The following is a 22,466-nucleotide window of genomic DNA, read 5'->3' as shown; positions in this document are numbered from 1 at the left end:
GGTACGAGAAGATTATGTAGACTCATTTCTTACGTTACATCATACAGATTCGTTTAAGGGGTAAGAGGATTAGCAAATTGATTTTGAGCCATAGTAATGCAAATAACAATTACCAAACTCCAATTAACAACCGCTGATATCCGAAATTGAGGATTTTGTATTTGTCTCTGACTTGGCGCTTGTTCATTTGCAACGCCGATCATTCAGAAACTACTTCCCAGCTTTCCGGAGACCGCCAAAGACTTGATAGTATCAATTCCCGGATGAAGATAAGTTCCTTCGGCAACTTATCGTATAACTTAATAAATAGCTCCTCGTGAGAAAGAATCTCCTCGTTCCATTCATCACGATCCACCGCCATTAATTCCTGGAATTTCTTGCGACTGAAGTTTTTCAATCCTCGCCAGTCGATATCTTCGTACCGAGGAACCCGCCCAATAGGATTTTCAACGCCGTGAGCACGACCATTGGCGCGGCCTACAACCCATTTCAATACTCGCATATTTTCTCCGAACCCCGGCCAGAGGAAATTACCATCGTCATCCTTGCGGAACCAGTTAACTCCGAAAATACGCGGTGGATTAGAAATCTTCCTTCCAAAATCCAACCAATAGTTAAAATAATCACCCATGTGATAACCACAGAAGGGCAACATCGCAAAGGGATCACGTCGAATTTCTCCAACTGCTCCTACAGCGGCGGCGGTTGTCTCGGAACCCATCGTGGCCGCCAGGTAAACCCCGTAATTCCAATTGGATGACTGATATATTAGAGGAACAACTCCGCTTCTCCGACCACCAAAGATAATTGCTTTTATTTGAACTCCATTCGGATTTTCCCAATCGGGATCAATGGCGGGATTTTGGCTTGCAGGTGCGGTGAAGCGAGCATTCGGATGAGCTGCCGGTCTTCCACAACCAGGTGTCCAATCCTGTCCTGTCCAATCGATAAGATGGTCTGGAGGATTATCGGTCATATCTTCCCACCAGACGTCGCCTTCATCAGTCAGCGCAACGTTTGTAAAGATCGAATTTCGGCTAAGAGCGGCCATAGCATTCGGATTTGATTTTTCGGAAGTGCCGGGGGCTACTCCAAAGTATCCAAACTCTGGATTTATCGCATAGAGATATCCATCACCGCCTGGCTTTATCCATGCTATGTCATCCCCCACAGTGGTCACTTTCCAACCCTCAAATGCCGGAGGAGGAATTAGCATGGCAAAGTTGGTCTTGCCACACGCACTGGGAAATGCAGCCGTCACATATGTCTTATCTCCATTAGGAGATTCTACTCCCACAATGAGCATGTGCTCCGCTAACCAACCCTCGTCTCTGCCAAGAATAGAGGCTATTCTCAGTGCAAGACATTTCTTGCCTAAAAGTGCATTTCCACCATAACCGCTCCCGTACGACCAGATAGAGCGTTCTTCGGGGAAATGCACGATATACTTTGTCGTGTTGCATGGCCAGGGCACGTCTTTCTGACCATTGTTTAGCGGCATGCCAACAGAGTGGATACATGGTACAAATTCTTCATCCGCAAGTATATCGAGTACTGGTTTTCCCATCCGCGTCATGATACGCATGTTAGCAACGACATAAGGTGAATCACTAATCTGCACGCCGATACGGGCAATGTGCGAGCCCAAAGGCCCCATACTGAAAGGAATGACATACATTGTTCGACCCTGCATGGAACCGTCAAAAAGATCGAGCAGAGTTTTTTTCATCTCTCTCGGATCGATCCAGTTGTTTGTAGGACCCGCATCACTTTTGCTCTTACTGCAAATAAACGTTCGGCCTTCTACGCGAGCCACATCATTTGGGTCAGACCGTACCAGGTAACTGTTGGGTCTTTTCTCTTCATTCAGCCTGATGGCCGTCCCTGACTTTACCATCAAATTGAACATAGCATCATACTCCTGATTTGAACCGTCGCACCAGTAAACTTTGCCCGGTTGGCATAGGGCAACCATTTCCCGAATCCATTTTTGAAGTCTTCGATTTTTTACATAATTTGAAGTATCTATGCTGACCCCTCCTTTTTTTGACCTTAAGAGATACCGCTTTTTGCTATTTACACGAGTATCAAACCTTTACTCTGAACATTTGGTTTTACTGAATTAAAGGAACCGCACTTAGAACCTCGATACCTCCGGCTCTTAAATTTGTGGAGCCAAGTCCCAATACCGATCCATCTTTGAGATAAATGTTTTTGCTTTTAGGCGGCAATGTAACTGGTAAAAATCCAATCTCCTGCCCAACTTGCAAACCATAATTCGAGCCTGTTGTAGAATAATAATTTACTCTTACTTTTATATCTTTGTATCCAACGCTACTGGTATTTTCTATCGCCACATTGTGAATGATTGCCACTCCGCCCCAAGCTACATAAAAAGACCAATCCAAAATCTTAATATACCACTCTGGATGCATAACCATTGGATTTTTATCTGATAGTACTTCAGATTTACTAAACGAGGTTAAGAGGAATAGGATAACTAAGGCTGATATAACTATACGCATATGCAATTCAAGCCCAGAATCTATCTCCGATTACAATGATTGCCTAACAAACAATGAAACAAAAATATAAGCTAATTTTATGCTACCTTAGACATAATCTTTGCTTCCCAGTCAATGGTCAAATTACGTAATTCCCTTGCCAGCTTCTGCCCCTTTTTATCGCTTCCAAAGACCCTGTTCCATTCATCGAGATCTGAGTAATTTGAAAATTCCCAAATTGCCACATAGTGTGGCCTTGATCCAAGTAGTGCATTTCGTCCGTAAAGTCCTATGTAACTAAATTGAGGTACTTTATTCCTAAAGTATTCAGCATACTTACTATAGGCCTTCACTATATTGTCTCTTGTCACACCTTCCTTCGGGTCAAAATATACGAAATAAAACATAATATTTCCCTCCCGGTAATTCATTTCCCAAGGTAAATAAAAGCAAATAAAACTTCAACGTTTAACTTTGGAAGCCGATAGAGGTTCATTTTCCAATCGTGCTATCCACTCGACGATCGTTTCTATAGCCTCCTCCGGATTCTCCATACAATCATGTTTGGCATTTGATATATATCTTAATGTAACATTTTTATTACCTGATTCATAAACCTCACGTGCCAATTCCTTAGACTCCCATTCTTCAACGATATCATCGTTTGAGCCCTGTATAAAAAGTACAGGAACCTTTATAGTCTTTATTAAATCACATGTCTTCGCATGAGAAGCCTCCGGTCCTCTCATGAACCACCATGTTCTGTATGTAAACAATTCCGCATCCAGGGGATTAAATGATGGCGCCCATGCCCGATATATAACGAAAATCTGATCATTATTCGCATGATAGGGATCGGGTTTTAAAATCTTCTTTGCTCTCTTATACACCTCTTCATACGAAGGAATACTATTCCATTTCTTAAGTCGTTTCTTCTGAGAATCGGGTAGCGAGTAAGCACATCCCTCCAGGATTAAACCCTTCACATTAGGATCAAGTCTTTCTGAAGCAAAATATGCCACTAAGTTTGCTCCCAAGCTATATCCCAAGATAAAGATATTTCGATAGCCTTCTTTTGTAAGATAATCAATCGAGGCTTCTATGTCATAAATTGCATCATCGAAAATCCCTTCTCCCATTATCTGCCCCAGGAATGCCATGCGCGTATTGATAACAAAAGAACTGTAGCCCCGTTCGAGCAGCGCCGGAGGAAGGAGCCGTGGAGTCCCACGGGCTAGAAAGTTTCCTAGGACACCATGGACCTGTATAACCATCGGTGTTTCATATAGATCTTCTTCATTTTCAAATCGATCAGTAATTAATAGCGAATGAATAAGGAATCCGTCACGGGCATGAAAATTAATTAAACTCCGTCGTCTATCAATCATATCATGTACTGATAATAGTCGAGCTTAAATATTTCTGAATCTTCTATTGAGCCATCTAATAATAATATCCCCCAACTCCTCTTCTTTTCCCTCAAAAGTGTGACCAGCGTTTACGTATAAGGCGGAGACATCCTCGTTTCCTGCATTCAGGGCAACACGAGCCAAATCATAGCATTCTTGCGGATTAACTATATCATCATACCAACCTTGAATTAGAAGTATGGGGATCTTTATCCTTTCCATCTTTTTATAAGCTTTAGCAGTTTCAGCCTCTGGTCCAGCGAGAAACCACCAAGTTTTGTAAGTATAAATTTCTGTATGTTCGGGCCTATACGAATCTCCCCTCGCCCGATATATCAAAATAGTACGATCCTCAGTCGAATGATATGGATCAGGCTTAAGTATCTCTTTAGCCTCTTCATACACTTGTTCATATGAAGGTTTACTGCCCAATCTATCCCAACGACGACGAATTGAATCGGGCATAGAATAAGGAGTTGCAAGTGAAACAACACCTTTTAAAGAGGGGTATATTGACGGATCATTTCTTATAGAAGCGTATCTAAGAACAATGCTTGTCCCGAGACTATATCCTGATAAAATAATTTTGCTGTAGCCAAGTTCTTTTAGAAATATTACAACTCGGTCTATTTGGGGTATGGTATCATCAAGCAGTCCATAACCAAAAAATAGGCCAAAATTCGCCATTCTTGTATTGATAGCTATTGAAGAAAAACCAGCCCTAGCAAGGATCGGAGGTAAGAAGCGCTGGCTCCCATCTAGAAAATTGCCCAAGAAGCCATGGACGTGAATAACTATTGGCTCTCTTTCGGATTCCTCCTTTTCAACTATGCTGCGGTAAATCAGGGCATCTATTTTACTCCCGTTATAAGGGATTGAGATTAGTTCTTGCTCCATGAATTTCATATAATGATCCTGAAATAATTTATTCCAGAACAGCCAAAAAATACGAAAGAAACGTATATCAAATCAGAAAGACTTATGAAATCTTGAATACTTCTTTAAATGGCTGATATAAAGTTAAAAATGCTATACTGGAGAATAAACCAGGCTCTAAGCCTGCCGTCACTGGTAACTTTCGATACAGAATTATCATCAGCTTGAATATCGTATAATTGAAAAAGTGCAATGGATAGATTAAAATAAATCTAGGGCGTTTCATTGATCAAAATTTGACTATATATCTGTGCTTCATTTTGAACCTTATCGGCCAAGGCTTTTGCATCAACCCAGTTAGATGACTCCCCTAAACTGATTTCCCTTTTTGAAATTGCCCCTTTGGCAAAAAAAATACCAGTCTCAGGATTCCACAAAAGCTGCCAATTCTCATCGTCCATGCCTCTGATCCAACCGAAAGGAAATGTTACTGATTTACTCAATGGAATGCCCTCCCTGTTAATAAAGAGTTACGGTCAAACCAACGATGAATTAATTCCTATGAATGATCATTCTTTTCCGGCCATAATTGAGTCATGATGTAAGAAAAAAGTCACACTATTTTACAACGCATTAATGTTATAAGTTATGGGTCAAAACCTAAAAAGTCTAATCAGATTAACCGAAAAGCTCATTCATTTGGTTTATTTTTCATTATCTTTATAGTGTTGACACGATAGTGTAGACGCAGAGAATTAAAAAAATGAATTCTGCAATGTCGGGTGATCTGTATTAATTATGTGTCAGCAAGGTCTTGAGACCTACCCTCGAACCATTTCCTCGTCCGTTGAAATTTTCCTTGTGCAAAGAAAAAACAAGATTTAATATTATCTATCCCCGAACTCACTGAACTTGTTTAATGATCTCCTGTATTCCTCTCCCCCCTTTAAAGATCGCTACTAAAAACCCGCATTCTTTTATTCTATCCATTCCGGTTTTTCCTTGATACTCCGTAAGTAAAAACGGATCCACATATTCTTTCTCCAAGCTGCATTCAGGACACCTAAATACTACGACTTCATTATGCCTTCCTCGCGTCAAGACCTTCATTTCAAAACCTTCTCTTTCATAATAAACGTTCCATAATGTCGCACAATATAACCTTTGTGGATTTTGTTTTATCTCAGGGATTCCTTCCTTTATAATTTCTTGTACCTCTATTTTAATTCTCTCCCTTTCTCCTGCAGTTGTACCCGTCTGAGGGTCATAACCCTCCTGGGATAGACTTTGTTTAGCAGATGAGGCAAAATAAGCTATTATCAAAGCTATTAATAACACAAACAATTTTCTCATAAATTTTTCTCCTTTTAGCTCTAATTTTACAACATTTTAAAAAAATGAGTAATATCAATAGCATTTTTCCTTATAAATAGATATTTCACAACCGACCTATTCCCTGCAGTACCTCCCTAGTTTCCCTTTTAAACTCATCTAACATAAGATAAGTATCTCGATCTCCCTCTGATCTACAACTATCTGAAAATGGAGCACAAGTTACGTAGATTGCAAAAAAAAGTAAAAATCCCCAAATAAACCAAACAATAAAACTAGAATTAAAAATACTGAAAACAAACTGTGAGACTAAATTCCCAGAAAAAATAAATATCGGGAACAGTAAAACCCCCTTCACCACTCTTATAAATCTATATAAAAAGTTAAAAATTTTTCCTGAATCCCTTCCTAAACCTGCTCCTATACAGGCTCCAACTAAAATTGATGCAAGTAAAGGAAAAATCGGAGAAAGTAGATTATAGATAAACCCTGCCAACAATCCAACGATTACAGCTCTTTCGATAGAAATCCCAGTACTGACACTAATCGAAAAAATTCCAGCAATACCCCCAAAAAGACCTGGAAAGAAAAGAGAAGAAGAAAAAGGAACATTAGATAAAATTAGCGAATAAAAAAGATAAAGAATAATTCCCCACAATCCACCCATGATCGTTGGAACCATGAAAGATTTAAATATATTTTTCATAAATTGTGTTACGTTTAACTGACTATTAACAAATAATTATGATCCATAGGTGGCTAGTTAATGAATGTTTACCCTTGTCCCAGTACATTTTTCGAATTGATCTATTCACCGCATCTCACTATGGAAAGACGGGACTTTCCAGTCCCGTATTTTCTAGACTAAATTCTGGTATAAGGAAAAGCGGGGTTGGAAAACCTCGCCTATCCCAAGAAACCATGAAATTTTCACCATGACAATCAAAAAAACCACTCTACATTTCGGATAACTGACAACACTATTTTTGCTGCTCCCTTGCTTCTGCCTTGTATTCCTTTATTATCTTCTTTCCTGAAGCTGACCCTGGAGCAGGAGCTTCTTCTGCTAAATCTTCCATTAGACCTCGAAGCACATCTTCCTGCTTAATTGTATCATCACTCTTTTGAGGAGAATTATTAATTTCAACAACACTATTTAATGCTCTTTTCACTTTACTTAGCGCATCTCTCCTATTTCCCTTTTCGTACTCAGTGACAGCCCGGTAGAGGTCATACGCTGCATTTACTGATACACCTCTGGCAGAAATCTTTTTATCCTCGTTAGCCCTTACCTTACTTTTATCCTCTGTTACTTGATAGGCAAGTTCCTTTTCTAATTTAACATTTCGGTTATTGTTCAATATGTCGGTGAACTCTAATGAAGCGTTAACAAGCTGATGTTTTCCTATACTACCAGTTGGTGCATTCAATTTAATCAAGATGTTTCTTTCCTGTCCGCTGTGCAGATCGCCCAAATTGATCTGAATAAAACAATCTTTTGTTGTGTGTGTGTATCCAAAAATTTCTTTAAGCTCAACCTCAGGGGAAAGAGAAAGATTTACCACGGAATCCTTTGCTACGGTTGCAAGCATTTGACCGAATTCCTTTTTGAAAATGCCTGCTAGCTGTGTTGGAGACTCAATAAAGTAGTAGTTTCCCGCACCGTATTCAGCGAGGTTCATCATGAGGTTTTCATCATAGTGTAATCCAAGTCCCATAGTAGTTACATGGATCCCCCTTTCAGCCGCCTGACTGGCGACGCGACTGAGTTCGTCTACGTTTGTTATACCAACATTCGCCAATCCATCTGAGAGTAAAATTACCCGGTTAATGTTATCGCTACCCTCAATCGACGTTAACTGATCAATCCCCATAATCAATCCCCCAGATAGGTTTGTCGAATTAGTGGGATACAGCGAATCAACTACTAATATAGCTCTTTCTTTATCCCTTAAATACTGAATAGGATATAACAACTGAACCCCAGTAGAATATGCAACAACTGATAGTCGATCTTCGCTTGCCAGTCCTGAAATTATAGTTTTTGCTGCGTCTTTAGCATACTCCAGCTTTCCACTATCACTCATCGAACCACTTCTATCAATAACAAGAACAAGATTTACAGGAGCCCTTTCGTGGGAACTAAATTCCTGCCCCTTTATTTTTAAGTTTAGCAAAACCTCACTATTCGAACCCCTATGTAAAAATGGGCGGTTCAATCCGACGTTCCATATGACACTATCTGTGGTCGAATTTAATGGTTGAGAAATTTTTGGAAATGCGCCTATGTACCTACCCCCGACCAGAAGAGCAAACGTCCCTAAAAAAAATAATAATAATGATTTTCTTTCACGTATCATTTTCCTCCCTCCTTTTTTATTTTTCTTTTAATTCTTACAATTTCCTCATTGATGAGATTCTCTTCCTTTTCGCACATCTCCCTTTGCTTATCACGGAATAAATAATCGAACCCTTCCTCCCCTTCTATCCTTTCTTCCATCTTGTGGAAAATACTGAAGGGTTCTTTAAATTCGATACCGAAAGTTATATCCCTTTTTTCCCTTCCCTCGTTTGTTTCACCTTTACCCAGTCTCATTTTTTTAATAAGGATATTTCTTTTGGCCCTTACCGCCTGTGCCCTGCTTTCGAGCTCTTTAAGCGCAATACCCATTTCTTTAAGCCTCTCTTCATCTTCCACATGCCTGATCTTTATACCCCTCTCTTGATCTTCCAGGATTCTTCTCATCCTCACCGCCTCTTTTGCATTTTCTTCCATATTATCTTCGATAAATCCTTCTGCCTTTCCCTGCCAATAGGAAATTTGCTCCCCGATTCTCTCGAGCAGACGTTGATCTTCTTCCACTCTGAATTTAAGTGCTGAGAGTCTTGATCTTGCGCTGTCCAGCCCATCATCAATCTCTTCTACCACCTGATTAATGACTTTCTCCGGGTCTTCAGATCTTGTTACCAAGTGATTGAACTGTGATTTGATGAGAAAACCCATCCGATTTTTTAATCCCATTTCCATTTCCTCTTTTTTTGGATTTTATGGATTAATACGAATGAATTTAAGAAAGGTTTTAAAAGGAAAAAATTCTTTCAGCCACAGATTGTCACAAATGAACACTACTGAGGGATTTTAAATAAAAATATTGATGATTTACTTTTTAGGATAAGGCAAAAAGTAGGAGCGGTTTCTAGCCGCATATTGAACTATGTCAAATCGATCAAGCTCCGCGCAGCCAGCAGCAGGGTATCTTCAAATTTAAAGAAAGTCCTTGCGGTCATTGCTGTAGATATTAGATAATTCGAGGAAAAATTCGAACAATTTCATGGATAGATTGGCATTCAGTGGTCCTTTTCGGAGTGAAAAGGATTTAAACGGCATTCCAAAAATTGCGTTAAGAAAATCAGGAACGAAGACGTTAAGAAAAATTTGCGGGTTGTGGTCGAATTAAATTTTTTAGGCGGAGTTCATGATTTTTAGTGAATTTTTGGGTAGCCTTGATTTTTGCTTCTTTGTATCAAGACAAAGAAGTTAAAAAGAAGAGTAAGATATGAAGAATATACTTTTAAAGATTTGATGATCGAAATATCTGGCTTTTACGGCGATGACAAAACACACCTCGTTGCGAGGGAATGAAATGACCAAAGCAATCCTCGAATACTAGCAGCAGCTTTCTTCATTATCATTCCCAATGACAGTAGAAACCCTGTAGAACGCTACAGGGAATTATCAAGTTAAAAAAGTCTCATCCTATTCGGCATGAAAAATTTTTTTCCATCCGCCCACATCAGTGTCAATCCATGGTCGATTACTTTTATAACGTGCTCGATTGCGCTTGGATTGTTCAGCATCTTCCGTTGCTACTGCTTTAAAAGCCTCGTTTGCCTTCTGATGTATTCGATTTTCTCTACGGCAAAAGCAGTCTGCTCCGGAGATATCTCCTCGAGATTTTTATAGTTACTTACAGCTTTCTCCCACTCTCCCATTTGCTCATAACACTCGCCTAAGGAAAGGTAAGCTTTCCCCTTTACTGGGTCCGTTGGAGGTGGTGTTAGATTAAGAAGCTCTTCATTCGTCTTTATAGATGCCTCACAGTTCCCTTCTTTTTGCTGCTTGAGCCCTAAATCCAATTTATCTTTATAGGTTGTTTCAGTATATGTATATGATGTTGGTATATTGGATCTTTGCTTAACTTCTTGAAACCCCTGCACTTCTGTTTCACCAGATCTTCCTTTCGCCAGTGATCCAACTTCAAAAGCCTCCTCTTCAGCTTCAATTTTCGGTTCTGAAGCTCGTTCTTCAATTGCTTTAGCTTCCAACTTGTCAGAAAACTCATCTCTGTGCCGGGAATATTCATGATCTTCTTTGACGCCCCTTCCGGCAATCATTTCTTTGGCAGGAGCAGGCTCGCCAGATCTTGCTGTTGTTCCTTCTTCGATTCTGCTTTTCTTTCCGGAAGCGAGAGGAGGCGCAGAGACTGGTTCTTCAGACAATAATGGACCTTGATTAGATTCTAAATTTGATACAGCTTCTTCCCGAACGCCTGGGAAATTCGGCTCTTGTGCCATAGGCATCTTTTTAGCCATAACCTTCGTTGAGTATATTGCGTCATCGGGACCATACTCCACATCTTTTTGGCCATTGGAAATCCATATAAACAGTGCCAAACCAGTACTAAGAACTGGAACTAAAATTGGAGAATAAAACCACTTCCTCCAGAAGGGAACATTATCTTTTTCTAACTCTTCTCTAGCGATCCTTGATAATCTCGCCAAAATCTCCGGAGATGGCTCTGGATGGGTGTCTCCATTAATTACCTTTCTAATCTCCTTAAATTCATCAACCTTTTTAGAACAGTTTTGACATGCAGCAAGATGCTTTTTGACCAATTCGATATCAGAAGGCTCAATTTCGCCCTCTATGAAATCGATTAAAAGCTCTTCAAATTTCTCACAATTCATAATTGCCTTCTACACCCCTTTAGCAATTTGCCCCTCCTCAAAATAACCGGCCTGAATAAAAATCTCCCTGAGATTCAAATAAGCATAACTAAGGCGACTTTTTACAGTACCGATTGGGACATTTGTAATGTCAGCAATCTCTTTAAGAGAAAGACTCTCGATTTCCCTTAGCAAAAAGACCTCCCTAAACTCTTCTTTTAAATTCTCGACTCCAGTGTTGAGTAGTGCCCGTATCTCCTTATTCATCATTTTTTCTTCCTGATTTTTCTCCTTGCTTCTAACAATCTCCAATTTAACTGGACCATCGCTAGTCTCACTATTGAGGGGAGCATCCAGGGAGCTGTAGCGTCTATGTTTTTCTGCCTTGAGATAATCTATACAGCGGTTCCTAGCCATGGTATAAAGCCAAGTAGTAAATTTCCTATTTGAATCGTATTTCTCTCTATTTTCTATGACCTTCATGAATATTTCTTGTAATAAATCTTCAGCATTCGATTTATTAACTGTCACCATATTCATTATAAATCTAAGAATCGCAGCACTATGCTGGTGGAGAAGAAAATCAAAAGCTCCTACGTCTCCATTTTGAAACCTCGCCATTGCCTCTTCGTCTGTGGGCTCTTTCTTTTCGGCTAAATCTGTCAACAGACTCTCGTTTTTTTGGTTTTCTTAAGCCTAATTAAGTAATACGACCAATATCGGAAAAGGTTTTAACTTTAGTAATTTCAATTGAAAAAATTATCTATCTACGAATGGGGGCTTTTCTCCCTTAACCTATAATTCTGATTAAATAACCTGCCCTGATAAGTATTCTTCCTTTCAAGCTCCCGCTCTATTCCACGAATTATCTCGTTATGGGTCTTTTTCCAATCAGGGGCGATCAGGAGATCTCTAGGTGTGTCGGTAAATAATCTTTCAATTACGAGGTCAGGAGAAATACGTTCGAGGAAGCCAGTGATAAAATCGATATATTCATGATAACCAAATAGATGAAAAGGTGAATCTTTATAAATCCCCGCAAGAGGAGTATTTTTTACTATATGGAGATTGTGAATTTTCAATGAGTCTATTCCCAACTTTGATACCTCTTCTGCCATACACAGCATTTCTTCTTCCGTTTCCGTGGGCATGCCCAGGATTATATGTGCCCCAATATGTACTCCTCTTCCCCTCGTAAGCTCTATTGCATCTATGACAGATTGATAATCATGACCTCTGTTCATAAAACGCAGGGTTTTGTCATATATAGATTCTATTCCATACTCAACTGACACGAAGCAGTCATCAGCTAAAGCCTCGAATAATTCTATCTTTTCCTCATCAATGCAATCGGATCTTGTTCCAACCGCAATTCCCACAACATTTTCATAACCGAGTGATTCCCTGTATAATTTTTCCAATTTCTCAATCCTGTCATATGTATTTGTATAAGCCTGAAAATAGATTATGAATTTCTCAGCCTTAAACCTCTTTTTCAAATATCTCATCCCATTTTCTATTTGTTCCTGCATCGAGAATCGCGCGCGAGCATAAGGCGGAACGAAGGTATCGTTGTTACAGTATACGCAGCCACCTTGCGCAACACTGCCGTCCCTATTTGGACATGTAAATCCCATATCTACAGAAACCTTATGGACCCTGAAGCCAAATTTCTCTCTTAGAAAATTGCTGTAAGCGTTGTATCTTCTCTTCATCGTCGCAAAATTTTGCGTCTCTACAATTTAAATAAATATCTAACCAAATGTCCAAGCCGAAGGACACAAGTGGCTAATTTTACATTCCGCGCAATTTGGTTTTCTCGCTTTACAAATCGTTCGACCATGATCTCCAAGGGCCAGTGAGAAATAGGTCCATTGATCTCTAGGTACTAGATCCCTGAGATCGAATTCTATCCTATCGGGGTCTTTTTTATTCGAGAGATCCAACCTACGAGCAAGCCTCCTGATATGTGTATCAACGATTATAGCAGGCTTTCCAAAAGCGTTGCCTAAAACAACATTCGCAGTCTTCCTTCCAACGCCATCAAGCTCCGTGAGTTTTTCCATAACGAAAGGAACTTCACCTGAGTACTTTTCATCCAGGATTTTCGTGCAGTTTATAATCGACCTTGCCTTGTTTCTAAAGAATCCGGTCGTCCGTATGTCATTCTCTAACTCTTGCGGGCTAGCTTTAGCATAATCCCTAGCGGTTCTATACTTTTTGAATAGCGCCCTGGTCACTTGATTTACCCTTTCATCAGTGCATTGAGCTGAGAGTATGCATCCGATCAGAAGCTCAAATGGACTGTTGAAATTCAAGTGACATTTTGGACTTGGATACAGCTTTCTAAAAACATCTATTATTTTCTTAACCCTTTTCTTTTTTGCATCAATGTCTTTGTCTAGGCTCTGCATCTCATCACCCGAGGATTTGGTGCTTTCAATCTGATTATCGTGAGTCACAATTTAATACAAAAAAGGGGATATGCTTAATCTACATACCCCCTTTTAAGATATCTAAACTGATTTTGAATTAATACTTAAAGAATCAAAAAAAAGTGGCTAAACAACCTTTGATATTCCATATGCTATTTACGAGCCGGTTCTAGGTCAGTTTTTCCTTCAAAGAAATTCTTATTCTTCTCAATAAAACTTTTCCACTTGTCGGGAAGTTCATCTTCGTGAAATATCGCATCAACCGGACACGGGTCAACGCAAGCACCGCAATCAATACATTCTTCCGGATGGATATACAGCTGGTCATCCCCTTCATATATGCAATCTACAGGGCAAGCCTCGACGCAGGATTTATCCTTTACCCCGATGCAGGGCTCAGCAATGATATAGGCCATATCAATTACCTCCTTGGATAAATACTAAATATACTCAACTACCCAAAAGCATTCAAGTATTACGTTGCCACATTACTAAAACAAAGAGATTTTAGTTCTTAGAATCCTTCTTGGGAATATTTTCAGATGCTTCATCGGCGGATGATGATTTTTCCCCCTTCACCTCGGGACCTGTTGATGAAACATCCTGAGTTCCGGTTTCAGCTCCCACTGGTACTTCGTCAAACTCGTCGTGAATCTGGGCAGAGGGTTTATCTTTCACGACTGAAGATTTATAGTCTCTCGTTAAGAAAAATCCAAGAGAAAGAGAAGTTACAATAAATAGAACAGCAAGAACCCTGGTTGTCTTTGTTAAGAATGGAACAGCACCACTGGAACCGAATATCGAGTCAGACATGCCTCCGCCAAACATTGAACCAAGATCTCCGCCTTTTCCAGGTTGAAGGAGCACAGTTATTACTAATAATATTGCGATGACAATATGAAATACCGTAATAAGAGTTATTAATATGTCCACGTCACTTTAATCTCCTGATACCTTTACTATATTTGAAAATGCATATGCATCAAGACTGGCACCACCAACCAGAGCCCCGTCAACGTTTTCTGTAAAGATAATCTCTCTTATATTTTCATGAGTAACACTTCCACCATAGAGGATTCTTAGCTTATCAGCAGATACTTTTAAGATGTCTTTCAATAAATCCCTAATTACCGAATGAACGTAGCCAATTTCCTCTGGAGTAGCATTATTTCCTGTGCCAATAGCCCACACGGGTTCATATGCTATTGCAAGACTTGAAATATCGCCCAAGGCCTGATTCTTCAGACCGCTGACCAATTGACCTTCGACAGTTTTTACAGTTTTTCCCTTTGCCCGTTCTTCTTCTGTTTCACCAACACATAGAATTGCTTTTAGCCCTGCCTTCAATGACGCATGAATCTTTTCTCGGATCATACTGTCAGTTTCTTTCAATATATTCCTTCTCTCTGAATGACCTATAATCACCCAATCACAACCTACATCCTTTAGCATATACGGAGAAACCTCTCCTGTAAATGCGCCCGAGTCCTTCCAAAATACATCCTGTGCCCCAAGTTGAATATCGGTTCTATGAATTACGTCATAGACAACGTCGAGCAAAGTATATGCAGGAACTAATACTACATCAACGTTTGAAGTATAATCCTTAATTAGCTCCACTAACTTAAGAGCAAAATTTTCAGACTCTTTTCGCAACAAGTTCATCTTCCAATTTGCTACTATGAGTTTTTTCCCCTTCAAAATCCTACCTCCAAAGCTACAAGCATGGGCTTTATCCTACACTAATGTTTAGAGATTAAACCTTGATAATCACACGAAACCTTTAAATTTTATCTGAGATCATGATCACATAACTATCAATTTAATATCAGAACCCTCAATTGTTCATCGTGTATTTTTCCAAAAAAACTCTTATCCCGGGGAGGAATTGTCTGAAATTATATAGGAATTAATATCATTCATCAAATTACATGCTTTAGCCGGAAAAATAAGTCCCTAATAAACGTCGATAGGTAGATATGCTTCTATTAAACCTACTATATTAATATTAAATATTGGATAATCAGGAAGATGGGGGCGTAGAAATCAACCACTAGCCAGTCTATTACTTAAATAACTATCCAACCTCCTGATTCCCTCTTCAATACAATCAATAGAAGTTGCATATGAAAATCTCAAATATCCTTCTCCGCCAAGTCCAAAATCTATTCCTGGAGTCACTGCTACGTGGGCTTTCTCCAAAATATCAAACGCCAAATCATGTGAATCATGATTTAGCTTCGTCGCATTCACAAAAACATAAAAAGCACCCCTAGGCTCTGCTTTAATCTCAAACCCTAACCCCCTAAGTCCCCTGATCATAAGTTCTCTCCTCTCAGAAAAAAGTCGCACCATCTCCCAAACATGTTCTTTCGCAAGCTTTAATGCCGCAACCCCCGCCCTTTGCACAAATGGGTTTGGAGAAATAAAGAGGTTTTGTTGTAGCTTTTGTATGGGACGAATAAATTCTTCGGGGGCCAGCAAATATCCAAGTCGCCAACCCGTCATTGAATAAAGCTTAGACATTCCATTAACGACGAATGCCTTATCAGTAAATTGGTAGATTGAATGAGCCTCAGAACCATAAACTAGACCGTGGTATATTTCGTCTGATATAACAAAGGGGCCAAGTTCAGAAATTTCCTTGATTATTTCTTCATCTAAGACTATACCCGTGGGATTCGAAGGCGAATTAATTAGAATAGCCTTCGTATTATCGGTAATAATCTTTTTAAGAGCAGGAATATCGATCTGGAAATCCTCTTCCTCATAGATCCTAAATAATTTCGGAACTGCCCCCGCAATTCTTATGATCTTAGGATAACATGCATAGTGAGGATCGGTGATGATCACATCGTCTCCAGGATCAACAAGCGAAAGCAGAGTCAAGAACAGCGCAGGTGAACTTCCCATTGTTATGACGGCACGACCGGGTGCAATCTCTACCCCATAATTTTCTTGGTAACTTTCTACGATTGCGGTCCTTAACTCAGGAATCCCTAGGCTTGGTGTGTATTTAGTATCTCCATTTTCAATGGCATGTATGGCTTCGTCGCATATGACTTTTGGAGTTGGAATATCGGGTTCACCTACTTCAAAATGGATTACCCTTTTGCCTCTGAGTTCTAGTTCCTTAGCCCTCTCCAATACATCCATGACGAAAAAAGGTGCTATGTCCTGCGACAAATTTGAGGCCATATTGCTAATTCTAAGACAAAAGGCACTTGTTGTCTAGGAAGCAGACGTGAAATAGCCTAACAATCTAATCGGCTTGAATTTGTCCCATAAATAGGTATATTAGACTCACTTTTTGAATAAGGAAGAAATACCGATGTCGCAGATTTGTGATTGTTGCGGAAAGAAGCCGCTTTATGGCCATAATGTTAGTCACGCTAATAACAAAACCAAAAGACGCTGGAATGTGAATTTAAAAAGAGTCAGGGCACGGCTTTCCAGTGGTGAGGTGAAAAGAATAAGGGTATGTACAAGCTGTATAAGGTCTGGAAAGGTTCAAAAAGCCGCGTAGGTCTCCTTTCTTCCAAATGCCTTGTCGATCCTTTTCTTAAACAATTCTCTCTTTAACCTGCTGAGTCTATCAATAAAAAGAATGCCGTCTATGTGATCGATTTCATGTTGCAAAACCCTTGCTAATAATCCAGAGGCATCAATTTCAGAGTGCTTCCCTTCTTCATTGAGACCCTTTACTCTTACCTTTTCCTTCCTCTTAACCAGACTTACAAATCCTGGAATGCTCAAACAACCCTCCTCACCGACCTGCTGTCCTTCTGAATATATTATCTCCGGGTCTATAAGTTTGATGAGACCCGGTGAATTCTCCTCTTCAGCTGTTATATCAACTACTATTGCACGCACATTAACGCCAACCTGAGGCGCAGCGAGTCCCACACCTGGGGCATCATACATAGTTTCAGCCATATCATCGAGAAGTCTTTTAATTTCCGTACTTATAATCTCTACAGGAGAGGATTTACTCCTCAATCTCGGATCAGGGTATGTCAATATAGGGAGTGCTGCCATAATGATTTAAAATCCTATCAAATAGATTATAGTTGTCAATCATAAACCTAACCAATCTTATTTGTTCCAATAACATATTTCGGGAATGGATTAAATTTAGGTAAGTCAGAATCAAATCTCGAAATCTTAGCTGTCCTATTCGTTGTTGATCTTTTTTAGAAGCTCTTTACTTGGCCTGAAATGAGGAAGCTTTTTCGGTAGAACTGTTACGGAATCTCCGGTCCTGGGATTTCGACCAGTATATGTCTTATACCCTTTAGTGAAGAAACTACCGAAGCCTCTTATTTCGATTCTCCCCCCATCTTTGAGAACATTAGTCATATACTCTATGATCGTATCAATAATCGTTTCAGACTGTAGTGATTGAAGATTAAATTTTGACGCAAGTTCTTTTTCTAAGTCAGATTTCTTCATAATGTAACCCCTAACAAATTTTATATGAACATCAGTTGAACTCCACTTTATTTAATTTCCTTTTATTTGTCAAGAGTTACGGTTAAAAGTAATTAAAATGTATCCAAGAACAGGATAATTTGTGAAGTCAAAAAATTCTGCTAAATCTGATCTACGACTGAAAACATATAACTTATTGTGCATTTGCATATCGAAATCATCAAATTTCTACAATCACTTTAATTGATATTGACAAGTTCATATATTATAAATATTCTTTAATAAATTCTTAACTGCTGATTTGAATTATGGGAAGACTCGAAAGGCTATTAACCAAGGCAGACAATTTTAAAGAAGCAGGAAGGTATGAAGAGGCCATATCCGAGTTGACAAAGGCTTTGGAGATAGCACCACTAGATCCCGACGTGTATCTATCCTTTGCTCTCACATATGACTCTATGGGGGCATTTAACCAATCTATCCAATGCTTTAAGAAAGCACTTGACATAACTCCTCATGATCCGTATCTATGGAGCCAGCTTGGAATTACCCTATCAAGATTAGGCCGGTATCACGGCGCCCTTGAAGTATTTCACAATGCATTAAATCTTGATCCTGACTGTACGCTAGCCAGATGGAACCGAGCATTAACATTTAGGATATTAGGATGCTATGAGGATTCTATACATGATCTAATTGAGTGTACAAAATCAAATACGAATTCAGAATATATCAAGAATGAAATACATTATCAGCTTGGTTTATGCTACTTCGATATGGGATGGACAAGTGAATCACTGATTGAGATGCGCAAGCATGTTGAAATCTTTCCAAATGATTACTGGGCACATTTATCAATAGGAAACTGTTATCAAGACTTAGGATGGATAGATGAATCTATAACCAAATTTGATGAAATTCTGGGGACCTATCCAGAATTTATCCCCGCTTACAACTCCTTGGCGATGTCATTAGCGGAAAAAGGGTGGTACGATGAGGCACTGGATGTATTGAGAACCGCCCTTAGAATTGCCCCTAATGACGAATCGTTAACGGAAAGTATTAATTACATTGATTCCCTCAAAAATGACGATGATGGGAATAAAGGTTTGATGCTTCTTAGTCTCATCTTACATGTAATTAATCGAAAACAGGCAACAAACAAATCCAGTTAATGTATCTTTCTATTCATATACAGCGTAAATCGAATTGCTAACAAACCTTTCTTAAAAATCCACCCCGGGTCTGTGTAGGCTTGATACAGGAAAGACATACAAAAACTAAGGTGGTAACTTTGCATCACCTGCTTTGTCAGTTGCCTCTGTGTAATTTTACACAGCTTACACAGTGTAAAAATACACTGGGACGTATTCAATAAACCGGCATTATAATCTAACTGCCCGATATGGTTTAATAATATTTAAGAAAACAATTTGTGGAATAAAAGTTGCAAATGCGAATGAATAAAGTGTGGAAATCAACCTAAAAATTCAAGGAGGTAATACCAAGAAATGAAAACAATCACACTTTCGTTTATTCTTTTTCTGGCGGTTTCCTTAGGCGGGAGCCTGACTCAATTTGCGTTGATACCGGTTCACCAAGCGCTGGCCCAACAAGAAGAAACCGAACAACAAGGAGAGCAGGCAGAGCCCGGACCCGATGAACCCGCGGTAAGCCCAGCGGCGCCTGATGCAGAGCTACCCGGTGGCGATATGCCCGACGAAGCTGCTGGAGATCAAGAACCAGCCGACCAAGGATATTAATCGTTAAAGGAAACTTCTGTTATACCTTTTCGTACGGTTTTGATTGCGATAGATTTTACGCCTGAAGCTAATTATTTCTGGTTAAGCGTTTAAAGAACCAAAAAGAAGGGATAAAGCTTGAGATAAAATCACAACACAGAAAAATAAGTTCCTCTATCCACTCCACACTTTTTGCCCTGGGGCATACTCCCCATGCTCCAGGGCATATTAATAAAACATACAAAATCATGTTAACTATAGGTCCCGGTCGTTATAAGTACGCGCACCATCATATACGGTCTCCAGCTTAACGAACATGGAAGGGAAATCTGATTCCAAGCCTTTATCCCAAATCGATCTCACCTTGTCAATCCAGAGTCTAGATCGATTCTTGCCCGAGACAACAGTGTGTCTCATAGCGGGAATGTTACTGAGATACAATTTAGGATCGCCTTCATATCTATCAATGACTTCACAAAAGACAGGGTCGTGCTTCCTTGAGATTAGCTTTGGTAATTCCCTGCTTGGATCACTCTCATAGATGAACACCTTCACAGAATCTCTTTCACCGCGCCACTGAAAGAGGCCAAGCCTATCGTAGTCCATCTGATCTCCATCTTCCCATTCGCACAAATGTCCAGTGTTGTTTGGACCGGGCAGAACGATATGACGGAGCGGAACTGGATAGGATGATTTCGGCCCATAACAAGGTCGGTTCGCATCGTATACCAATATGTGAAAGTTCCCGTAAGGCCCGTGGATACCGTTCTTGCCCTCTTTATTATCTATAACACCAGCCCAATCGAGGACAAGTTCCCCGTACCTACTGCTATCATCAGCGATTTCGCTAATTACCTTGGCGGATGAAATCATGTTCTTGAATGCGCCACCACTGTAAAGCTCTAGATCAGATACAGCAGCAGGTCCAACAATTTTGAAATTCTTACCACAGTAACCCTCGTTTTCATAGAAGACTACACTCCAACCCTCTGGTACAAACAGTGACGAGACGCTGTCGTTAAAACCAACCCGCTTAAGCGATTGCATTAACGAAATTCCTGTCCAATTTGTGTCATATTTATTCCCATTGAGATGCCCTATGGATTTTCTCAAATCCAACCATGAACCCTGAAAATTCTCGTGTAAAAATATAATAGGTCTGCTTGTCAAGACCAAGATCTTCATTGAACCGAGCTTTGGATTCCAGAAAATGAGACCACCCTGAAAACTACAAAGTCTCCCCTCTCCTTCCAGAGTGATCATTTCGTCAGTGGTTGGATAGCCGAGATCGCCTCTCTCTGAACCCTGCTTTTCCCATTTTGTCAGGATTGGCCCATCAAAAAGCACATGAGCACCTGTCTCGGGACTCCAATATATGTAACCATTATCATATTTTCTATACACCCCTCTTCGATCAACATTAACCGTCATTTCACCTACGGGTACTCCGAGAGCATTTTCAAATTCACCATGTTTCTTGTCTATTATATTGTTGATTTCTTTATGATGCTCATAGGAAATATCGAAGATTAGTATTTGGGGCTCCGCAGTTAATTTCGAAGAGTCGACTGATAATGATAGGATAACTCCAACTGTGACTAACGTTAATCTACTGATTTCTAAACGTTGCATGACCAAATCGTAACTACTGAGTACAAATATTAGTATAGAAACTTAACCCATAAAGCAAGCAATGTTAAATAATATTTATTGAAACCAGCGATCCTGGCTTTCTAATTTAGCATTCAACGCGTTTCACTTTACAATAACCAAATATTCCTTGAGGCCTTGTTTTTGATACGTTTTATTTTCAATATCTGTTGACAAGGGGGTAATGCTTGTGAGACAATGGGATTATATAGAAAAAATCACGTAAGGAGGAATGCAATATGGCTAGCATGCAGAAAAAAAGTCTAAGCTCCCCAGATGAGACACGTACTTTTCCCAAAGGAAAACTTGAACTCGCTAAAGTTGGGGGTATCACATTTGGTCGAGCTACCCTTGAGCCGGGCTGGAAGTGGTCGGAATCGGTTAAGCCTGTAGCCAAAACAAAAAGCTGCGAGGCTCCGCATACTCAGTACCACGTTTCAGGGAAATTGAGGGTCAGAATGGACGACGGTACAGAGGAGGAGTTCGGCCCGGGTGACGTATCAATGCTTCCTCCGGGTCACGATGCTTGGGTTGTCGGAAACGGGCCTGTAGTGGTTATCGATATATCGGGAATGATTCACTACGCCGAAGAGTCCAAGAAGTAGAAACAACCAATTACTTGATATTAGTTCTCCCTGGATAAATTATGGTGACACCTGCCACGAATTATTTCAGCCATGATCCCTGAAAATTAAATGTTGATTTAGGCTCAGATTCAGACCTATTATAAACCTGGGTAGCCGACCAGTCTTGCTGGTCGGATTAAATAAAATAATGTTGCGAGCAACAGCAGTAACAATACATCCTCAGCCCTGAGCATGTCCTGAGGAACAAGGGTGCCTGGCATGCAATTTGACTGTAAACAATTCTATCATGCACGGAATGATGAGCAGCAGATTACGTTGGTTTAGTCAGTCAGGGAGTGGAATGAGATTAGGATGAAGAAAATCTTAACGTAGATTTCTTCGTCTACTCATGTTCTATCTAATCCATTTTAACTTCAATCCATAAACCGTTTTGAATTCTTCATCCCCGGTCAAAATCTCTCCTTTAAGTTCCATAGCCAAAGCTATGCAGAAGGCATCCGCATACGAAACAGGATAGTTACCCTTTATTCTTGAAGCCTCTCTTATTCTCTTT

Annotated in this window: 26 protein-coding genes; 4 read left to right on the top strand and 22 right to left on the bottom strand. The window is 39.8% G+C overall.

Annotated features, from left to right (window positions below):
- Positions 1 to 199: 199 nt before the first annotated feature.
- The 18 genes from VGA95_06550 to VGA95_06465 form a co-directional block, all read right to left on the bottom strand.
- Complete coding sequence (locus tag VGA95_06550) at positions 200 to 2,029, bottom strand: phosphoenolpyruvate carboxykinase (GTP) (protein HEX9666207.1); 1,830 nt, start codon at positions 2,027 to 2,029, stop codon at positions 200 to 202.
- An 85-nt stretch (positions 2,030 to 2,114) separates the two neighbouring features.
- The gene (locus tag VGA95_06545) at positions 2,115 to 2,525 is read right to left on the bottom strand and encodes a hypothetical protein (GenBank protein HEX9666206.1); all 411 of its coding nucleotides are present in this window, start codon (positions 2,523 to 2,525) and stop codon (positions 2,115 to 2,117) included.
- Positions 2,526 to 2,602: 77 nt separating this feature from the next.
- Positions 2,603 to 2,911 carry a hypothetical protein gene (locus VGA95_06540; GenBank protein HEX9666205.1) on the bottom strand — a complete coding sequence of 103 codons (309 nt, stop codon included), beginning with the start codon at positions 2,909 to 2,911 and terminating at the stop codon, positions 2,603 to 2,605.
- A 54-nt stretch (positions 2,912 to 2,965) separates the two neighbouring features.
- Entirely contained in the window at positions 2,966 to 3,892 is a 927-nt protein-coding gene (locus VGA95_06535; protein HEX9666204.1) for an alpha/beta hydrolase, read from the bottom strand.
- A gap of 24 nt (positions 3,893 to 3,916) precedes the next feature.
- Positions 3,917 to 4,810, bottom strand: coding sequence for an alpha/beta fold hydrolase (locus VGA95_06530; GenBank protein HEX9666203.1), 894 nt, complete (start codon positions 4,808 to 4,810; stop codon positions 3,917 to 3,919).
- 251 nt (positions 4,811 to 5,061) lie between these two features.
- Positions 5,062 to 5,292, bottom strand: a complete 231-nt coding sequence (locus VGA95_06525; protein ID HEX9666202.1) for a hypothetical protein — start codon at positions 5,290 to 5,292, stop codon at positions 5,062 to 5,064.
- Between the two features lie 400 nt (positions 5,293 to 5,692).
- Positions 5,693 to 6,142, bottom strand: a complete 450-nt coding sequence (locus VGA95_06520) for a hypothetical protein (protein ID HEX9666201.1) — start codon at positions 6,140 to 6,142, stop codon at positions 5,693 to 5,695.
- 85 nt (positions 6,143 to 6,227) lie between these two features.
- Positions 6,228 to 6,827: a hypothetical protein gene (locus tag VGA95_06515; GenBank protein HEX9666200.1), complete on the bottom strand. Its 600-nt coding sequence runs from the start codon at positions 6,825 to 6,827 to the stop codon at positions 6,228 to 6,230.
- Positions 6,828 to 7,101: 274 nt separating this feature from the next.
- Positions 7,102 to 8,481, bottom strand: a complete 1,380-nt coding sequence (locus tag VGA95_06510) for a VWA domain-containing protein (protein ID HEX9666199.1) — start codon at positions 8,479 to 8,481, stop codon at positions 7,102 to 7,104.
- Entirely contained in the window at positions 8,478 to 9,143 is a 666-nt protein-coding gene (locus tag VGA95_06505; GenBank protein ID HEX9666198.1) for a PspA/IM30 family protein, read from the bottom strand. Before VGA95_06505 ends, VGA95_06510 begins: the two co-directional genes overlap by 4 nt.
- A gap of 845 nt (positions 9,144 to 9,988) precedes the next feature.
- On the bottom strand, positions 9,989 to 11,089 hold the full coding sequence (locus tag VGA95_06500) for a zf-HC2 domain-containing protein (GenBank protein HEX9666197.1): 1,101 nt from the start codon (positions 11,087 to 11,089) through the stop codon (positions 9,989 to 9,991).
- Between the two features lie 9 nt (positions 11,090 to 11,098).
- Positions 11,099 to 11,734, bottom strand: coding sequence for a sigma-70 family RNA polymerase sigma factor (locus tag VGA95_06495; protein ID HEX9666196.1), 636 nt, complete (start codon positions 11,732 to 11,734; stop codon positions 11,099 to 11,101).
- Positions 11,735 to 11,835: 101 nt separating this feature from the next.
- Positions 11,836 to 12,783: a TIGR01212 family radical SAM protein gene (locus tag VGA95_06490; GenBank protein ID HEX9666195.1), complete on the bottom strand. Its 948-nt coding sequence runs from the start codon at positions 12,781 to 12,783 to the stop codon at positions 11,836 to 11,838.
- A 39-nt stretch (positions 12,784 to 12,822) separates the two neighbouring features.
- Entirely contained in the window at positions 12,823 to 13,482 is a 660-nt protein-coding gene (gene nth, locus VGA95_06485; protein ID HEX9666194.1) for an endonuclease III, read from the bottom strand.
- A 173-nt stretch (positions 13,483 to 13,655) separates the two neighbouring features.
- A complete protein-coding gene (gene fdxA / locus VGA95_06480; GenBank protein HEX9666193.1) occupies positions 13,656 to 13,919 on the bottom strand; it encodes a ferredoxin in 264 nt (87 codons plus the stop codon).
- Positions 13,920 to 14,010: 91 nt separating this feature from the next.
- Positions 14,011 to 14,436: a preprotein translocase subunit SecG gene (gene secG, locus VGA95_06475; protein HEX9666192.1), complete on the bottom strand. Its 426-nt coding sequence runs from the start codon at positions 14,434 to 14,436 to the stop codon at positions 14,011 to 14,013.
- A gap of 6 nt (positions 14,437 to 14,442) precedes the next feature.
- Positions 14,443 to 15,204 (bottom strand): triose-phosphate isomerase, encoded by a 762-nt coding sequence (gene tpiA / locus VGA95_06470; protein HEX9666191.1) that lies wholly within the window; start codon positions 15,202 to 15,204, stop codon positions 14,443 to 14,445.
- A 345-nt stretch (positions 15,205 to 15,549) separates the two neighbouring features.
- Positions 15,550 to 16,701, bottom strand: coding sequence for a pyridoxal phosphate-dependent aminotransferase (locus tag VGA95_06465; GenBank protein ID HEX9666190.1), 1,152 nt, complete (start codon positions 16,699 to 16,701; stop codon positions 15,550 to 15,552).
- A 133-nt stretch (positions 16,702 to 16,834) separates the two neighbouring features.
- Between VGA95_06465 and rpmB the strand changes: the two genes are divergently transcribed.
- The gene (gene rpmB / locus VGA95_06460; protein ID HEX9666189.1) at positions 16,835 to 17,029 is read left to right on the top strand and encodes a 50S ribosomal protein L28; all 195 of its coding nucleotides are present in this window, start codon (positions 16,835 to 16,837) and stop codon (positions 17,027 to 17,029) included.
- On the opposite strand, the gene def is transcribed toward rpmB, so the two are convergent.
- Together def and VGA95_06450 are read right to left on the bottom strand one after the other, a co-directional pair.
- Positions 17,014 to 17,541, bottom strand: a complete 528-nt coding sequence (def, locus tag VGA95_06455) for a peptide deformylase (protein HEX9666188.1) — start codon at positions 17,539 to 17,541, stop codon at positions 17,014 to 17,016. The two genes, rpmB and def, sit on opposite strands and share 16 nt — an antisense overlap.
- 135 nt (positions 17,542 to 17,676) lie before the next feature.
- Complete coding sequence (locus tag VGA95_06450) at positions 17,677 to 17,955, bottom strand: HU family DNA-binding protein (GenBank protein ID HEX9666187.1); 279 nt, start codon at positions 17,953 to 17,955, stop codon at positions 17,677 to 17,679.
- A gap of 287 nt (positions 17,956 to 18,242) precedes the next feature.
- On the opposite strand from VGA95_06450, the gene VGA95_06445 reads away from it, so the two are divergent.
- A complete protein-coding gene (locus tag VGA95_06445) occupies positions 18,243 to 19,109 on the top strand; it encodes a tetratricopeptide repeat protein (protein ID HEX9666186.1) in 867 nt (288 codons plus the stop codon).
- A gap of 336 nt (positions 19,110 to 19,445) precedes the next feature.
- Positions 19,446 to 19,697, top strand: a complete 252-nt coding sequence (locus VGA95_06440; protein ID HEX9666185.1) for a hypothetical protein — start codon at positions 19,446 to 19,448, stop codon at positions 19,695 to 19,697.
- Positions 19,698 to 19,931: 234 nt separating this feature from the next.
- Here the strand turns inward: VGA95_06440 and VGA95_06435 are convergent, their stop codons facing one another.
- On the bottom strand, positions 19,932 to 21,308 hold the full coding sequence (locus VGA95_06435) for a hypothetical protein (protein HEX9666184.1): 1,377 nt from the start codon (positions 21,306 to 21,308) through the stop codon (positions 19,932 to 19,934).
- Between the two features lie 257 nt (positions 21,309 to 21,565).
- On the opposite strand from VGA95_06435, the gene VGA95_06430 reads away from it, so the two are divergent.
- Complete coding sequence (locus VGA95_06430) at positions 21,566 to 21,931, top strand: cupin domain-containing protein (protein ID HEX9666183.1); 366 nt, start codon at positions 21,566 to 21,568, stop codon at positions 21,929 to 21,931.
- A 375-nt stretch (positions 21,932 to 22,306) separates the two neighbouring features.
- Here VGA95_06430 and VGA95_06425 read toward each other — a convergent pair whose 3' ends face one another.
- Positions 22,307 to 22,459, bottom strand: a complete 153-nt coding sequence (locus tag VGA95_06425) for a PIN domain-containing protein (GenBank protein HEX9666182.1) — start codon at positions 22,457 to 22,459, stop codon at positions 22,307 to 22,309.
- Positions 22,460 to 22,466 lie beyond the last annotated feature (7 nt).

It is taken from the genome of Thermodesulfobacteriota bacterium, from assembly GCA_036397855.1.
In the GTDB taxonomy this organism is placed as follows: Bacteria; Desulfobacterota_D; UBA1144; order Nemesobacterales; family CSP1-2; genus DASWID01.
This window is presented reverse-complemented; position numbering and strand designations above follow the sequence as displayed.

Bases quoted from the DNA above. Each gene is read 5' to 3' on its own strand.
- VGA95_06545 (HEX9666206.1), bottom strand. From the start codon at position 2,525: ATGCGTATAGTTATATCAGCCTTAGTTATCCTATTCCTCTTAACCTCG.
- VGA95_06540 (HEX9666205.1), bottom strand. From the start codon at position 2,911: ATGTTTTATTTCGTATATTTTGACCCGAAGGAAGGTGTGACAAGAGAC.
- VGA95_06535 (HEX9666204.1), bottom strand. From the start codon at position 3,892: ATGATTGATAGACGACGGAGTTTAATTAATTTTCATGCCCGTGACGGA.
- VGA95_06530 (HEX9666203.1), bottom strand. From the start codon at position 4,810: ATGGAGCAAGAACTAATCTCAATCCCTTATAACGGGAGTAAAATAGAT.
- VGA95_06520 (HEX9666201.1), bottom strand. From the start codon at position 6,142: ATGAGAAAATTGTTTGTGTTATTAATAGCTTTGATAATAGCTTATTTT.
- VGA95_06515 (HEX9666200.1), bottom strand. From the start codon at position 6,827: ATGAAAAATATATTTAAATCTTTCATGGTTCCAACGATCATGGGTGGA.
- VGA95_06510 (HEX9666199.1), bottom strand. From the start codon at position 8,481: ATGATACGTGAAAGAAAATCATTATTATTATTTTTTTTAGGGACGTTT.
- VGA95_06505 (HEX9666198.1), bottom strand. From the start codon at position 9,143: ATGGGATTAAAAAATCGGATGGGTTTTCTCATCAAATCACAGTTCAAT.
- VGA95_06500 (HEX9666197.1), bottom strand. From the start codon at position 11,089: ATGAATTGTGAGAAATTTGAAGAGCTTTTAATCGATTTCATAGAGGGC.
- VGA95_06490 (HEX9666195.1), bottom strand. From the start codon at position 12,783: ATGAAGAGAAGATACAACGCTTACAGCAATTTTCTAAGAGAGAAATTT.
- nth (HEX9666194.1), bottom strand. From the start codon at position 13,482: ATGCAGAGCCTAGACAAAGACATTGATGCAAAAAAGAAAAGGGTTAAG.
- fdxA (HEX9666193.1), bottom strand. From the start codon at position 13,919: ATGGCCTATATCATTGCTGAGCCCTGCATCGGGGTAAAGGATAAATCC.
- VGA95_06465 (HEX9666190.1), bottom strand. From the start codon at position 16,701: ATGGCCTCAAATTTGTCGCAGGACATAGCACCTTTTTTCGTCATGGAT.
- rpmB (HEX9666189.1), top strand. From the start codon at position 16,835: ATGTCGCAGATTTGTGATTGTTGCGGAAAGAAGCCGCTTTATGGCCAT.
- def (HEX9666188.1), bottom strand. From the start codon at position 17,541: ATGGCAGCACTCCCTATATTGACATACCCTGATCCGAGATTGAGGAGT.
- VGA95_06450 (HEX9666187.1), bottom strand. From the start codon at position 17,955: ATGAAGAAATCTGACTTAGAAAAAGAACTTGCGTCAAAATTTAATCTT.
- VGA95_06445 (HEX9666186.1), top strand. From the start codon at position 18,243: ATGGGAAGACTCGAAAGGCTATTAACCAAGGCAGACAATTTTAAAGAA.
- VGA95_06440 (HEX9666185.1), top strand. From the start codon at position 19,446: ATGAAAACAATCACACTTTCGTTTATTCTTTTTCTGGCGGTTTCCTTA.
- VGA95_06435 (HEX9666184.1), bottom strand. From the start codon at position 21,308: ATGCAACGTTTAGAAATCAGTAGATTAACGTTAGTCACAGTTGGAGTT.
- VGA95_06430 (HEX9666183.1), top strand. From the start codon at position 21,566: ATGGCTAGCATGCAGAAAAAAAGTCTAAGCTCCCCAGATGAGACACGT.